The organism is Pseudomonas sp. BF-B-15 (assembly GCF_019946675.1).
GTDB classification, from domain to species: Bacteria; Pseudomonadota; Gammaproteobacteria; order Pseudomonadales; family Pseudomonadaceae; genus Aquipseudomonas; species Aquipseudomonas migulae.
On sequence record NZ_JAGYFZ010000037.1, the window covers coordinates 36,652 to 51,693 of the forward strand.

General features: G+C 60.0%; 15 protein-coding genes. 14 read left to right on the plus strand and 1 reads right to left on the minus strand.

Annotated elements, in window-relative coordinates; translation table 11 throughout:
- The first annotated feature begins 207 nt into the window (after nt 1-207).
- The 14 genes from KGA97_RS14220 to KGA97_RS14285 all read left to right on the plus strand — a co-directional run bounded on the left by KGA97_RS14220 (nt 208) and on the right by KGA97_RS14285 (nt 14,681).
- Complete coding sequence (locus tag KGA97_RS14220; RefSeq protein ID WP_008032171.1) at nt 208-1,059, plus strand: MIP/aquaporin family protein; 852 nt, start codon at nt 208-210, stop codon at nt 1,057-1,059.
- A gap of 75 nt (nt 1,060-1,134) precedes the next feature.
- Complete coding sequence (gene glpK, locus KGA97_RS14225; RefSeq protein WP_008032172.1) at nt 1,135-2,640, plus strand: glycerol kinase GlpK; 1,506 nt, start codon at nt 1,135-1,137, stop codon at nt 2,638-2,640.
- Nucleotides 2,641-2,735: 95 nt separating this feature from the next.
- The gene (locus KGA97_RS14230; RefSeq protein WP_008032173.1) at nt 2,736-3,491 is read left to right on the plus strand and encodes a DeoR/GlpR family transcriptional regulator; all 756 of its coding nucleotides are present in this window, start codon (nt 2,736-2,738) and stop codon (nt 3,489-3,491) included.
- 295 nt (nt 3,492-3,786) lie between these two features.
- Nucleotides 3,787-5,325, plus strand: coding sequence for a glycerol-3-phosphate dehydrogenase (glpD, locus tag KGA97_RS14235; protein WP_008032174.1), 1,539 nt, complete (start codon nt 3,787-3,789; stop codon nt 5,323-5,325).
- Nucleotides 5,326-5,760: 435 nt separating this feature from the next.
- The gene (locus KGA97_RS14240; RefSeq protein ID WP_008032176.1) at nt 5,761-6,675 is read left to right on the plus strand and encodes a glutamate/aspartate ABC transporter substrate-binding protein; all 915 of its coding nucleotides are present in this window, start codon (nt 5,761-5,763) and stop codon (nt 6,673-6,675) included.
- A 195-nt stretch (nt 6,676-6,870) separates the two neighbouring features.
- Nucleotides 6,871-7,617, plus strand: coding sequence for an amino acid ABC transporter permease (locus tag KGA97_RS14245; protein ID WP_008032179.1), 747 nt, complete (start codon nt 6,871-6,873; stop codon nt 7,615-7,617).
- Nucleotides 7,617-8,288 carry an amino acid ABC transporter permease gene (locus KGA97_RS14250; RefSeq protein WP_032832562.1) on the plus strand — a complete coding sequence of 224 codons (672 nt, stop codon included), beginning with the start codon at nt 7,617-7,619 and terminating at the stop codon, nt 8,286-8,288. Before KGA97_RS14245 ends, KGA97_RS14250 begins: the two co-directional genes overlap by 1 nt.
- Nucleotides 8,285-9,019 (plus strand): amino acid ABC transporter ATP-binding protein, encoded by a 735-nt coding sequence (locus KGA97_RS14255; protein ID WP_008032183.1) that lies wholly within the window; start codon nt 8,285-8,287, stop codon nt 9,017-9,019. Before KGA97_RS14250 ends, KGA97_RS14255 begins: the two co-directional genes overlap by 4 nt.
- Nucleotides 9,020-9,170: 151 nt before the next feature.
- Complete coding sequence (locus KGA97_RS14260; RefSeq protein ID WP_008040854.1) at nt 9,171-11,072, plus strand: sensor histidine kinase; 1,902 nt, start codon at nt 9,171-9,173, stop codon at nt 11,070-11,072.
- Nucleotides 11,069-12,397, plus strand: coding sequence for a sigma-54-dependent transcriptional regulator (locus KGA97_RS14265; RefSeq protein WP_008040853.1), 1,329 nt, complete (start codon nt 11,069-11,071; stop codon nt 12,395-12,397). Before KGA97_RS14260 ends, KGA97_RS14265 begins: the two co-directional genes overlap by 4 nt.
- Before the next feature lie 8 nt (nt 12,398-12,405).
- Nucleotides 12,406-12,735, plus strand: coding sequence for a GlpM family protein (locus KGA97_RS14270; protein ID WP_177318184.1), 330 nt, complete (start codon nt 12,406-12,408; stop codon nt 12,733-12,735).
- Nucleotides 12,736-12,980: 245 nt separating this feature from the next.
- Nucleotides 12,981-13,901, plus strand: coding sequence for an arginase (locus KGA97_RS14275; RefSeq protein ID WP_223480960.1), 921 nt, complete (start codon nt 12,981-12,983; stop codon nt 13,899-13,901).
- Entirely contained in the window at nt 13,898-14,272 is a 375-nt protein-coding gene (locus KGA97_RS14280) for an EamA family transporter (RefSeq protein ID WP_192420029.1), read from the plus strand. Before KGA97_RS14275 ends, KGA97_RS14280 begins: the two co-directional genes overlap by 4 nt.
- Nucleotides 14,273-14,282: 10 nt before the next feature.
- The gene (locus tag KGA97_RS14285; RefSeq protein ID WP_008040850.1) at nt 14,283-14,681 is read left to right on the plus strand and encodes a transporter; all 399 of its coding nucleotides are present in this window, start codon (nt 14,283-14,285) and stop codon (nt 14,679-14,681) included.
- Nucleotides 14,682-14,795: 114 nt separating this feature from the next.
- On the opposite strand, the gene KGA97_RS14290 is transcribed toward KGA97_RS14285, so the two are convergent.
- Nucleotides 14,796-15,042: MipA/OmpV family protein (locus KGA97_RS14290; RefSeq protein ID WP_223480961.1), on the minus strand; the 247-nt coding region annotated here is incomplete at its 5' end.

Consider the following 15,042-nt stretch of genomic DNA (forward strand, 5'->3'; position numbering starts at 1 on the left):
TAATAGTTGCATTGTGACCGACAGTTCACTTTCGACCTTTGACAGCAGTGTTTCTTGTCTATATTTTTTCGAATCTGAATACAGCACAACGTGACAACGCAGTACCCAGCAGTAAGCCAGGAACAGGATGGGGATCCTGCCCTGGTGAAAATCGCGCTTTGGCCATGACGAAAAAAGCGCCAGACAACAAAAACAAAGAGGTTTTCAATGACAACTGCTTTACAACAACCGTCGCTTTCGAGCCAATGCATGGCCGAGTTTCTGGGCACTGCACTGCTGATCTTTTTTGGTACCGGTTGCGTTGCCGCGCTCAAGGTCGCGGGTGCCAGCTTTGGCTTGTGGGAAATCAGCATCATCTGGGGCGTCGGCGTCAGCATGGCGATCTACCTGACCGCCGGGGTTTCGGGTGCTCATCTCAATCCTGCCGTAAGCATCGCGCTGAGCATTTTCGCTGACTTCGAAAAACGCAAACTGCCGTTCTATATTCTTGCCCAGGTGGCCGGCGCCTTCTGCGGCGCGTTGTTGGTTTACACGCTGTACAGCAATCTATTCTTCGATTACGAACAAACTCACCATATGGTTCGTGGCACTCAAGCCAGCCTTGAACTGGCGTCGGTGTTCTCCACGTTCCCCAACCCGGTCTTGTCCACGGCCCAGGCCTTCCTGGTTGAAGTGATCATCACCGCCGTCCTGATGGGCGTGATCATGTCCCTGACCGATGACAACAACGGTCTGCCAAACGGGCCGATGGCGCCGCTGCTGATCGGCCTGCTGATCGCGGTGATCGGCAGCTCGATGGGCCCGCTGACCGGTTTTGCGATGAACCCGGCGCGTGACTTCGGTCCCAAACTGATGACTTTCTTCGCTGGCTGGGGTGAAATTTCCTTCACTGGTGGCCGCGATATCCCGTATTTCCTGATCCCGATTTTTGCACCGATTGTCGGTGCCTGCCTCGGTGCTGCAGCGTATCGCGGGCTGATTGCCCGTCATCTGCCCAGCGCCGAACCTGCTACAAAGGACGCAACACCGGCCATTGACGGCAAACCAAGAACTTCTTGATACCGTAGGCGCGTGATCCTGCCCATTTGGTCCCGCGCCTGACCTCACTCCCTTTTTTCGTCCAAGGCAATCGACATGACCGACATTCAGAATAAGAACTACATCATTGCCCTCGATCAGGGTACGACCAGCTCCCGCGCGATCATTTTCGACCGCGACGCGAACGTGGTTTGCACCGCCCAACGCGAATTCGCCCAGCATTACCCGCAAGCCGGTTGGGTCGAACACGACCCGATGGAAATCTTCGCCACCCAAAGCGCCGTGATGGTCGAGGCCCTGGCGCAAGCCGGCCTGCATCACGACCAGGTCGCGGCCATCGGCATCACCAACCAGCGCGAAACTACTGTGGTCTGGGACAAGACCACCGGCCGCCCGATCTACAACGCGATCGTCTGGCAGTGCCGCCGCAGCACCGAGATCTGCCAGCAGCTCAAACGTGACGGCCACGAGCAATACATCAGCGACACCACCGGCCTGGTCACCGACCCGTACTTCTCCGGCACCAAACTCAAGTGGATCCTCGACAACGTCGAAGGCAGCCGCGAGCGTGCGCGCAAAGGCGAACTGCTGTTCGGCACCGTGGACAGCTGGCTGATCTGGAAATTTACCGGCGGCAAAGTCCACGTCACCGACTACACCAACGCCTCGCGCACCATGCTCTTCAACATCCACACCCTGGAGTGGGATGCGAAGATGCTGGAGGTGCTGGATATTCCGCGCGAGATGTTGCCGGAAGTTAAATCCTCGTCGGAAATCTACGGCCACACCAAAAGCGGCATCGCCATTGGCGGTATCGCCGGTGATCAGCAGGCTGCCCTGTTCGGCCAGATGTGCGTCGAGCCAGGCCAGGCGAAAAACACCTACGGCACCGGCTGCTTCCTGCTGATGAACACCGGCGACAAAGCGGTGAAGTCCAAGCACGGCATGCTGACCACCATCGCTTGCGGTCCGCGTGGCGAAGTGGCCTACGCGCTGGAAGGCGCGGTGTTCAACGGCGGCTCCACCGTTCAGTGGCTGCGTGACGAACTGAAAATCATCAACGACGCGCACGACACCGAATACTTCGCCAACAAGGTCAAGGACAGCAACGGCGTGTACCTGGTGCCAGCCTTCACCGGCCTGGGCGCTCCGTACTGGGACCCGTATGCCCGTGGCGCATTGTTCGGCCTGACTCGCGGCGTACGCGTGGATCACATCATTCGTGCAGCGCTGGAGTCGATTGCCTACCAGACCCGCGACGTGCTCGACGCCATGCAACAGGATTCCGGCGAACGCCTGAAAGCACTGCGCGTGGATGGCGGCGCGGTGGCAAACAACTTCCTGATGCAATTCCAGGCCGACATCCTCGGCACTCAGGTCGAGCGCCCGCAAATGCGCGAAACCACCGCACTCGGTGCCGCGTACCTGGCCGGTCTGGCGTGTGGCTTCTGGGGCAGCCTGGAAGAACTGCGCGGCAAGGCAGTGATCGAGCGCGAATTCGAGCCGACACTGGACGAAACCGCCAAGGAAAAACTCTACGCCGGCTGGAAAAAAGCGGTCAGCCGCACGCGTGACTGGGAACCGCACGAAGGCGCTGAATAAGCCACGGACCGGACTCGTATCCGGTTGTAACTGGTCGGGAGCGGATTCCTGCGGCATCATGGGCAAATTTTGCACGGCAGCCCAAAGGAAGCCCCATGAATCTGCCTCCCCGTCAGCAGCAAATCCTCGAACTGGTCCGCGAACGCGGCTATGTCAGCATCGAGGAAATGGCCACGCTGTTCGTCGTTACACCGCAGACCATCCGCCGCGACATCAATCAGCTCGCGGAATCCAATTTATTGCGTCGCTACCATGGTGGCGCAGCCTACGATTCCAGTGTCGAAAACACCGCCTACGCCATGCGTGCCGATCAGATGCGCGATGAAAAGCAGCGTATCGGCGAAGCCATTGCCGCACAGATCCCCGATCACGCCTCGCTGTTCATCAACATCGGCACCACGACCGAATCGATCGCACGGGCGCTGCTCAACCACAACCATCTGAAGATCATCACCAACAACCTGCATGTGGCTTCGATGCTCAGCGCCAAGGACGACTTCGACGTTCTGCTGACCGGTGGCAATGTGCGGCGCGACGGTGGCGTGGTCGGCCAGGCGAGTGTCGACTTCATCAACCAGTTCAAGGTCGACTTCGCCCTCGTCGGTATCAGCGGTATTGATGAAGACGGCAGCCTGTTGGACTTCGATTATCAGGAAGTGCGGGTGTCGCAGGCGATCATCGCCAATGCACGACAGGTGATTCTGGCAGCGGACTCCAGCAAATTCGGGCGCAATGCCATGATTCGCCTGGGGCCGATCAGCTTGATCGATTGCCTGGTGACGGATCAGCAGCCAGTGCCGGCGCTGGCGCAGTTGTTGAGTCAGCACAAGATTCGGTTGGAAGTCGTTTAAACACCGTTGACATCTTAGTCGTTCATACCGACGCCATCGCGAGCAGGCTCGCTCCCACAGGTTTAGCGTAACCCTGTGGGAGCGAGCCTGCTCGCGATGACGATCGTCGAAGCAACACATCTCTTGCTCTCTATCGCCTGTTTAAATGTTCGTAAATTTTCCTTTAACGGCCCTTCGATCAGTATTTTCAATCGAAGTTAACTGGCTGTGGGCGGCTTTATGGGCTACCATTTTCGCAAATGAACATTAATGTTCGAAATCCAATATCGACTATCAAAAAAACCGAGGCCAGCCGATGCCCACTTCTACCTTGCCTACGCCCCCACTCGCCGAGGTCTACGATATCGCCGTCATCGGTGGCGGGATCAATGGCGTGGGGATCGCAGCGGATGCCGCCGGTCGCGGTCTTTCGGTGTTCCTTTGCGAAAAGGATGATCTGGCCAGCCACACCTCGTCGGCCAGCAGCAAACTGATCCACGGTGGCCTGCGCTACCTCGAACATTACGAATTCCGCCTGGTCCGCGAAGCCCTTGCCGAGCGCGAAGTGTTGCTGGCCAAGGCGCCGCACATCGTCAAGCAAATGCGCTTCGTCCTGCCGCACCGTCCGCACCTGCGTCCGGCCTGGATGATCCGCGCCGGCCTGTTCCTGTATGACAACCTGGGCAAACGGGAAAAACTGGAAGGTTCGAAAAGCCTGAAGTTCGGCCCGGACAGCCCGTTGAAAAGCGAAATCACCAAAGGCTTCGAATACTCCGATTGCTGGGTCGACGACGCGCGCCTGGTGGTCCTGAACGCCATGGCGGCCCGCGAGAACGGCGCCCATGTGCACACCCAAACCCGCTGCGTCAGCGCCCGTCGAACCAAAGGCCTATGGCATCTGCACCTGGAACGCGCCGACGGCAGCCTGCTTTCGATCCGCGCCAAGGCGCTGGTGAATGCGGCCGGCCCATGGGTTGCCAAGTTCATTCGTGATGATTTGAAGATGGAATCGCCGTACGGCATCCGCCTGATCCAGGGCAGTCACCTGATCGTGCCGAAACTGTACGAAGGTGATCACGCCCACATTCTGCAAAACGAAGATCAGCGCATCGTCTTCACCATTCCGTACCTGAACCATTTCACCCTGATCGGCACCACCGACCGCGAGTACACCGGCGACCCGGCTAAAGTGGCGATCACCGAAGGCGAAACCGATTACCTGTTGAAAGTGGTCAACGCCCACTTCAAGAAGCAGATCAGCCGCGACGACATCCTGCACAGCTATTCCGGTGTTCGTCCGCTGTGCAACGACGAATCCGACAATCCGTCGGCCGTCACCCGCGACTACACCCTCGCGCTTTCGGGCACGGGCGAAGAAGCGCCGTTGCTGTCGGTGTTCGGCGGCAAGCTGACCACCTACCGCAAACTGGCCGAGTCGGCGCTGGCGCAACTGGCGCCTTACTTCACGCACATCAAGCCGAGCTGGACTGCCAGCGCCACCCTGCCGGGCGGCGAAGACATGACCACCCCGCAGGCGCTGAGCTCGCGCATCCGTGACCAGTTCGACTGGGTGCCGACCGAAATCGCCCGTCGCTGGGCCACCACTTACGGCAGCCGCACCTGGCGCATGCTTGAAGGCGTGCAAAGCCTCAGCGACCTGGGCGAGCACATCGGCGGCGGTCTCTACACCCGCGAAGTCGATTACCTGTGCAGCGAAGAGTGGGCAACCACGGCGCACGACATTCTGTGGCGTCGCAGCAAGCTGGGCTTGTTCACCACCCCGGCCGAGCAGCAAGCGCTAGCGGAGTATCTGAGCAAGGTGGAGCAGAACCGCAGCAAGATTGAAGCGGCCTGATCGGCAATCCGCTTGAACGAAAGCCCCTGAATCTCACGATTCAGGGGCTTTTTGCTATTCGGGAAACACCATCAACCCCCTGTAGGAGCTGGCTTGCCAGCGATGAGGCCCTTGGCTTTTGCACCTATCTAAGGGACGCCATCGCCGGCAAGCCAGCTCCTACAAGGTTAGCGTGCGTCCGGCATTCGGTTTTCCGAACGCGACTCCTCGGTCTATTCGGTTAACCGGACTATCTCACTCCAAAAAACGCGCCATAAATATTTAATCTCCTTACAAATCAATACTTTAGTTTGTATCGACTGGTCTGGCACGAGTCATGCTCTACACTCTTGGACGAATGCTTGTTGCGCGGACCTTGAGAAGCCGACAGACATTCGAAGCACAAAAGGGCCGATGAACTGGCTCCATAAAAAAAACAATGTCGAGGAAAATTTGATGCGCATCGTTCCCCATATCCTGGGCGCAGCCATTGCTGCAGCTCTGATTACCACTCCAGTTTTCGCTGCCGAACTCACCGGCACACTGAAGAAGATCAAAGAGTCCGGCACCATCACCCTCGGGCATCGTGACGCTTCCATTCCGTTTTCCTATATCGCGGACGCTTCCGGCAAACCGGTTGGCTACTCCCACGATATTCAGCTGAAAGTCGTTGAAGCCCTGAAAAAAGACCTCGACATGCCGAATCTCCAGGTCAAATACAACCTGGTGACCTCGCAAACCCGCATCCCGCTGGTGCAGAACGGCACCGTGGACCTCGAGTGCGGTTCCACCACCAACAACGTCGAGCGTCAGCAGCAAGTTGACTTCTCCGTCGGCATTTTCGAAATCGGTACTCGCCTGCTGTCCAAGGCAGACTCCAAGTACAAGGATTTCGCTGACCTGGCCGGCAAGAACGTCGTGACCACCGCCGGCACCACGTCCGAACGCATCCTGAAGGCGATGAACGCCGACAAGCAGATGGGTATGAACGTCATCTCCGCCAAAGACCACGGCGAATCCTTCCAGATGCTGGAAACCGGCCGTGCCGTGGCTTTCATGATGGACGACGCCCTGCTGGCAGGTGAAGCAGCCAAAGCCAAGAAGGCAACTGACTGGGCCGTGACCGGCACTCCACAGTCCTACGAAATCTACGGCTGCATGGTCCGCAAGGGCGACGAGCCGTTCAAGAAGGCTGTAGACGACGCCATCGTGGCAACCTACAAGTCGGGCGAGATCAACAAGATCTACGACAAATGGTTCATGCAGCCAATCCCGCCAAAAGGTCTGAACCTGAACTTCCCGATGAGCGACGAGCTCAAGGCCCTGATCGCCAATCCGACTGATAAAGCGGCTGACGACAAGAAGTCCTGATTTTCTGACTAACCTTATCTCCTGAGAGGGCCGTCGCCCTTTCAGGAGGTGGTCACTTCCTGCTGGTATTTTTTGGAAACACTCGAACCGGTGGCTGTCGAGCCGGGAGCGTGTGCCTGACCGAAAAGGTCAGGCGGGAACGGAGCTTCCCCCAAGCGGGCACTTGCACATCGATTGAACTGAGGGGAGACCCTAATGAATTACAACTGGGACTGGGGCGTGTTCTTCAAGTCCACCGGCGTGGGCAGCGAGACCTATTTCGACTGGTACGTGTCCGGTCTGGGCTGGACCATCGGCATCGCCATCGCGGCCTGGATCATCGCCCTGACACTGGGCTCGATCCTGGGCGTCATGCGCACCGTGCCGAACCGCATCGTATCGGGCATCGCCACCTGCTACGTCGAACTTTTCCGTAACGTACCGCTGCTGGTGCAGCTGTTCATCTGGTACTTCCTGGTGCCCGACCTGCTGCCGCAAGACCTGCAGGAATGGTACAAACAGGACCTGAACCCGACCACCTCCGCGTTCCTCAGCGTGGTTGTCTGCCTGGGCCTGTTCACCACGGCTCGCGTTTGCGAACAGGTGCGCACCGGTATTCAGGCGTTGCCAAAAGGCCAGGAATCCGCTGCTCGCGCCATGGGCTTCAAGCTGCCGCAGATCTACTGGAACGTGCTGCTGCCCCAGGCCTACCGGATCATCATTCCGCCGCTTACCTCGGAATTCCTGAACGTATTCAAGAACACCTCCGTCGCCTCGCTGATCGGCCTGATGGAGTTGCTTGCACAAACCAAACAGACCGCCGAGTTCTCCGCGAACCTGTTCGAAGCGTTCACCCTGGCAACCCTGATCTACTTCACCTTGAACATGAGCCTGATGCTGCTGATGCGCCTGGTCGAGAAGAAAGTGGCCGTACCGGGCCTGATCTCCGTAGGGGGTAAATGATGGAATTCGACTTCTCGGGCATCATCCCGTCCCTGCCGGGCCTTTGGAACGGCATGATCATGACCCTGCAACTGATGGCGCTCGGCGTCATTGGCGGGATCATCCTCGGCACGATCCTCGCGCTGATGCGCCTGTCCCACAGCAAAGTGCTGTCGAACATCGCCGGCGCCTACGTTAACTACTTCCGTTCGATTCCACTGCTGCTGGTCATCACCTGGTTCTACCTGGCGGTGCCGTTCGTGCTGCGCTGGATCACCGGCGAAGACACACCGATCGGCGCATTCGCCTCGTGCATCGTGGCGTTCATGATGTTCGAAGCGGCGTACTTCTGCGAAATCGTCCGCGCTGGCGTGCAGTCGATTCCCAAAGGCCAGATGGGCGCTGCCCAGGCCCTGGGCATGTCGTATGGCCAGATGATGCGCCTGATCATCCTGCCGCAAGCGTTCCGCAAGATGACCCCGCTGCTGCTGCAACAGAGCATCATCCTGTTTCAGGACACCTCGCTGGTCTATGCCGTCGGCCTGGTGGACTTCCTCAATGCCTCGCGTGCCAGTGGCGACATCATCGGCCGCTCGAATGAGTTCCTGATCTTCGCAGGTCTCGTGTACTTCACAATCAGCTTTGCCGCCTCGCTGCTGGTCAAGCGTCTGCAAAAAAGGTTTGCCGTATGATCTCTATCAAGAATGTCAACAAGTGGTATGGCGACTTCCAGGTACTGACTGACTGCAGCACCGAGGTCAAAAAAGGCGAAGTGATCGTGGTGTGCGGGCCGTCCGGCTCCGGCAAATCCACCCTGATCAAATGCGTCAACGCCCTGGAACCGTTCCAGAAAGGCGACATCGTGGTCGACGGCACGTCCATTGCGGACCCGAAGACCAACCTGCCGAAGCTACGCTCTCGCGTGGGCATGGTGTTCCAGCATTTCGAGCTGTTCCCGCACCTGACCATCACCGAAAACCTGACCATCGCGCAGATCAAGGTGTTGGGCCGCAGCAAGGAAGAAGCCACCAAGAAAGGCCTGCAACTGCTGGAGCGCGTCGGCCTCTCGGCACACGCTCACAAGCACCCGGGCCAGCTCTCCGGTGGTCAGCAACAGCGTGTGGCGATTGCCCGTGCGCTGGCGATGGACCCGATCGTCATGCTGTTCGACGAACCGACCTCCGCGCTCGACCCTGAAATGGTCAACGAAGTGCTCGACGTGATGGTGCAACTGGCCCACGAAGGCATGACCATGATGTGCGTAACCCACGAAATGGGCTTCGCCCGCAAAGTGGCGGACCGGGTGATTTTCATGGACGCCGGCAAAATCATCGAAGACTGCAAGAAAGAGGAGTTCTTCGGCGACATCAGCCACCGCGCCGAGCGTACCCAGCACTTCCTCAACAAGATCCTGCAGCACTAAAAAACACCGCTCCCCTGTAGGAGCCGGCTTGCTGGCGATGGAGTGTCAGTCGACATCAATGTGGCTGACCCACCATCGCCAGCAAGCCGGCTCCTACAGGGGTCGGTGATGGTTTTGAGATTTGTGTTGTGGTTGACCCAAGGCATCTGTGATGAAATGCGACCCCACTCTCTATCGCGCAGCGCCGCCATCACTCGTCGTGAAACCCCGTCTGATCCGCCACTTGTTCCTGCCGCCACTGGTCATCGCCCTGATGATCGGATTGGGTTACCTCGGCTTCTGGGTCAGCGAGCACTACGGGATCCGCAGCCTCAGCGAGAACGGCCAGCGTCAGCTCGAACTGCACGCCCGCGCCGTCGAGAGCGAGATCAGCAAGTACACCTACCTGCCCAGCCTGCTGGAACTCGAAACCAGCGTTTCGAAGCTGCTGGCCGACCCGTCGCCGGAACACCGGCAAACGGTCAATGAATACCTCGAAGGCCTGAACCGGCGCAGCCGCAGTCGGGCCATCTACGTGATGGACACCACCGGTCGTGTCATGGCCACCAGCAACTGGCGCGACGTCGACAGTTACCTCGGTGAAGACCTGTCCTTTCGCGCCTATTTCCAGAACGCCGTGCGCGGCCAGCCGGGTCGCTTCTATGGCATCGGCAGCACCAACGGCGAACCCGGTTATTACCTGGCCCATGGCCTGGAAGAACACGGCAAGATCATCGGTGTCGCGGTGGTCAAAGTCCGCCTCGAAGCCATGGAAGAACGCTGGCAGCGGGCACGCCTGGAAGCCTTCGTCAGCGACGAAAACGGCATCATCATTCTCTCCAGCGATCCGGCGCGACGGCTGAAATCAGTCGTTCCATTGAGCGACGAGACCAAGGAAAAACTCGCCCGCAGCCTTCAGTACTACTGGTTTCCACTGAACGAGCTGCAACCGCTGGCCCGGGAAAGACTGGCCGAAGGCGAGGAAAAACTGACCTTCCCGGCCAACAGCGAAGTGGAGTCCGACGAAGAGGACATCAGTTACCTCTCGCAAACCCGCCCCTTGAGCGACACCCCGTGGAATTTCACCCTGCTCACGCCGCTGCAGGATTTGCGTCGCGAAGCGATCAATCAGGGGATTCTGGTGGCCGTGGCGTTTGCCCTGGTGGCGTTCCTGCTGATCGCCTGGAACGAGCGCCGCAAGGTGATCGCCACCCGTCTCGCCGCCCGGGAAGCCTTGCAGGAAGCCAACAATCAACTGGAGCGTCGGATTACCGAACGCACCACCGACCTGCGCGCCAGCAACGAACGGCTCAAGGGCCAGATCCGTGAACGCCGTCAGGCCGAAGAGACCTTGCGCCGCGCCCAGGATGAACTGGTGCAGGCCGGAAAACTCGCGGCCATCGGCCAGATGTCCACCAGCATCGCCCACGAATTGAACCAGCCGCTGGCGGCGCTGCGCACCTTGTCCGGCAACACCGTGCGCTTTCTCGAGCGCGGGCAACTGGATGTGGCCAGCACCAACCTCAAGACCATCAACGAACTGATCGACCGCATGGGGCGGATCACCGCAAGCCTGCGCTCCTTCGCCCGGCGCGGCGACGACAAGGGCCAGGCCTGCCTCGGCAAAGCGGTGGACGCCGCGCTGCAACTGCTCGGCGGACGCGTGGAAAGCGTCCCTCTGCACTTGCATCGTGAGTTCGCCGACGTGCAGGTGCAGATTGACCAGACCCGCCTGGAGCAGATTCTGGTCAACCTGATCGGCAACGCCCTCGACGCCATGCAATCGCAGCCCCAACCGGAACTGTGGCTCGAAGGCGAAGCATTCGACGGCAAATATCGCCTGCGGGTACGCGACAACGGCCACGGCATCGATGCCGAAGCGCGCAAGCATCTGTTCGAACCGTTCTTCACCACCAAACCCGGCGAGCAAGGCCTGGGCCTCGGCCTGACCCTGTCCGCCAGCCTGGCCGCCGCCACCGGCGGACACCTGGGTGTCGAACACCCGGCCAGCGGTGGTACCACCTTCGTCCTCAGTTTACCGTTGGTAAGCCCCCTTCAAGCCGAGCCAATATGAACAACGACCTTAGTGTGCTGATCGTCGAAGACGACCCTCATGTGCTGCTCGGCTGCCAACAGGCGCTGACCCTGGAAGACATTCCCTGCGTCGGCGTGGGCAGCGCCGAAGAAGCGCTGGAGCGGGTCGGCGACAACTTTGCCGGCATCGTCATCAGCGACATTCGCCTGCCGGGCATCGATGGCCTGGAATTGCTGACCCGGCTCAAGGCCCGTGATCGCAGCCTGCCGGTGGTGCTGATCACCGGCCACGGCGACATTTCCATGGCCGTCGGTGCGATGCAGAAAGGCGCCTACGACTTCATGGAGAAACCTTTCTCCCCCGAACGCCTGGTGGATGTCGCCCGTCGTGCGCTGGAGCAACGCAGCCTCGCCCGGGAAGTCTCTTCGCTGCGCCGGCAATTGGCGGAACGGGATTCCCTGGAAGGCCGGATCATCGGTCGTTCGCCAGCCATGCAGAACCTGCGGGAATTGATCGCCAACGTCGCCGATACCTCGGCCAACGTGCTGATCGAAGGCGAAACCGGCACCGGTAAAGAACTGGTCGCGCGCTGCCTGCACGACTTCAGTCGGCGTCACACCAAACAGTTCGTCGCCCTGAACTGCGGTGGTCTGCCGGAGAACCTGTTCGAAAGTGAAATCTTCGGCCACGAAGCCAACGCCTTCACCGGCGCCGGCAAGCGGCGGATCGGCAAGATCGAACACGCCGACGGCGGCACGCTGTTCCTCGACGAAGTGGAAAGCATGCCGCTGCCGTTGCAGATCAAACTGCTGCGGGTGTTGCAGGAGCGCACCCTCGAACGCCTCGGCTCGAACCAGAGCGTGGCGGTGGATTGCCGGGTGATCGCGGCGACCAAGTCCGATCTCGACGAGTCGAGCAAGGCCGGCGAATTCCGCAGCGACTTGTATTACCGGCTGAACGTGGTGACCCTGGAACTGCCGCCGCTGCGCGAGCGCCGCGAAGACATCCTGCAACTGTTCGAGCACTTCCTGCAGCAATCGTCCTTGCGCTTTGACCGTGCCGTGCCGGAGCTGGACAACCAGACCGTGTCGAACCTGATGAGCCACGACTGGCCGGGCAACGTCCGTGAACTGCGCAACGTTGCCGAGCGTTATGCCCTCGGTCTGCCGGCCTTCAAGAAGTCGGGCGCCAGCGGCAGCAATCAGGGCCTGGCCTTCGCCGAAGCGGTGGAAGCCTTCGAGCGCAACCTGCTCGGCGACGCCTTGCAACGCAGCGGCGGCAACCTGACCCAGGCCAGCCTGGAACTGGGCATGGCCAAAACCACGCTGTTCGACAAAGTGAAGAAGTACGGGTTGAGCCACTGATGGACCTGATGCTCAAGGCAACCCTGGGTGCGGCGGTGGTGTTGATCCTCGCTGCGCTGGCCAAGACCAGAAACTATTACATCGCCGGCCTGGTGCCGCTGTTTCCGACCTTTGCGCTGATTGCGCACTACATCGTCGGCAAGGGTCGCTCGCTGGACGACTTGAAGACCACGATTGTGTTTGGCATGTGGTCGATCATTCCGTACTTCATCTATCTGGCGACGTTGTACGTGATGGTCGACCGGATGCGGCTGGAGGCTTCGCTCGCCGTGGCGGCGGTGGCGTGGTTGATCGCGGCGACGATCCTCGTCAGCGTCTGGGTTCGCTTCCAGACCTGACCACCCCAATCCTGTAGGAGCGAGGCTTGCCCGCGAAGAACGATAACGCGGTGTATCAGTTGCTCCGCGGCGGACCATTCGCGGGCAAGTCGGATCGCCGCACCGCTCGCTCCTACAGGATCTGCGTTGTTTCGAGACTGGAGGCTGGCCCGCCCCTTGCATTTACCCCCAAAAGCCCCCTCGGCCGGCCTTCATGATGGATGGAGCCGGTGTCTGGGAGGGTCTGCCAAGGGTGAATTGCGACCTTGAACATTTTAGATCTCGACCACAGCCTGACTGCCCAGGCCCCCATCGCACGGTTGCTCGACAGCGGCCGCGCGAAACGCCTGGACCTGCTCGACCTCGGTCCGAAATTGCGACTCTGGTCCAGCGAACGCATCTGGCGCCGCTTCGCCGAACGCCTGCAACAACGTCCGCGCCACAGCGGCCCGCAACCGGAAATCTTCTTCGTCGGCTCCGGCGATTACCACCACTTGACCCCGGCCTTTCTCACTGACTTGCCGGCGCCGGTGAGCCTGATCCACTTCGACAATCACCCCGACTGGGTCCACTTCGCCCCGCGTCGGCATTGCGGTTCGTGGGTCAACCAGGCGCTGAAACTGCCGAACGTCCAGCGCATCATCACCCTCGGCCCATGCAGCGATGACCTGCAAAATCCACAGCTCAAGGGTGGCAACCTCAGCGCCCTGAAACGCGGGGTCTTGCAGCTGTTTCCGTGGCAGCATCCGCCCTCGAAAGTCTGGGGCCGGGTCGGCGATGGTGCCGGGCATCAGCAACTGGAAAACCAGCTGCACTGGCGCAACCTCGCCGAGCTGGATTGGCCGGTGTTTCTCGATCAGTTGATCACCAGCCTGCCCACAGAGGCGGTGTGGATCACCATCGACAAAGACGTCCTGGCCTGCGAAGACGCGGCGACCAACTGGGATCAGGGCGGCATGCGCCTGAGCCATCTGCTGCAAGCGATACGCGTGCTGGCCGCGAACAAGCGGATCCTCGGCATCGACATCTGCGGCGAATACGCCCGCCCCGCCTTCAGCAACGCCTTCAAACGCTGGGAAGCCAAGGCCGACCAGCCGCCAGCGGAACGCTGGAGCGCAGACGATCTGCTGCGTAACTCGGCCACCAATCAGGCACTGATCGAGCTGTTCGAGGAGCTGTTCCCATGACCCTTACCGTGATTGTGCTGGTGGCGTTTTCCATCGTGCTGGACGTCATTGGCCAGCTCTGTTTCAAGCTCGGACTCGACCGTTTGCCGGAACTTGAAGGCGGTTTTCGCCTGAATGCATTCTGGGGCCAGGTGTTCAACGCGCCGCTGCTGTGGTGCGGGATCGGCGCCTACGTGATCGAGTTTTTTGTCTGGCTGGAAGCCCTCTCCCGCGCGCCGCTGAGCCTGCTGTTTCCGGCTGCGGCGTTGGCGTATTGCGGGGTGGTGCTGGCCGGCAAACTGATCCTCGGCGAAACCGTGAGTCGTCGGCGCTGGCTCGGCACTTTAGTGATTACGGCGGGCGTGATGCTCGTGTGTGTCGCCCATGCATGAGGCTCAATCGATGATCAGAGGCAAGACCGACTGGCTGCATGAGCGCCTCGGCACCATCGTGCTATGGGCGCTGTTGATCGCTTTTGAAAGCGCCGGGCAGATCGCCACGAAGGTGGGCGGCGATCAACTGGGGCAGATGGATTTCAACCTGAAGTGGCTGATGGCCGTAGCAGTGAATCCTGGGGTGTGGCTGGCGATTGCCTGTTACATCGGGGCGTTTTTCGTGTGGATGCTGATATTGCGACGCAGCAGTCTGTCGCTGGCGTTTCCGTTGAGTTCGCTGGTGTTTGTCGGGGTTTTGCTTGGGTCTTGGCTGGGGCTGGGCGAGCAGATCAGCGTGCTGCACTGGGTGGGGGTGGCGGTGATCATGGGGGGGATTGCGTTGCTGGCTGAAGGTGAAGAAACCTAGATTTCAGTGATCTCAAGGGCCCCATCGCGAGCAGGCTCGCTCCCACATTTTGACCGCATCCCCCTGTGGGAGCGAGCCTGCTCGCGATGGCGTCAGACCAGCCAATGAACCTGTCTATTCAAACTTGTAAGCCACCGCCGCCTGCACTCCACCCTGATGGGTATCCCCGACCGCTTTGACAATGCTGCTATCCGCCGCCGCCCCTGTCAGGTGAATCCAGCTCGCGCTCGTCAGCAGTGACCATTGCGGCGCCAGGGGAAATTCGAAGCTCTGGGTCAGCGCGACGTTCTGCAAGCCACCACCGGCGTTGTACGGGCGAATCCCCGAGGCCTGAGACTCGTCGGCACTGACGCCGAAGAAC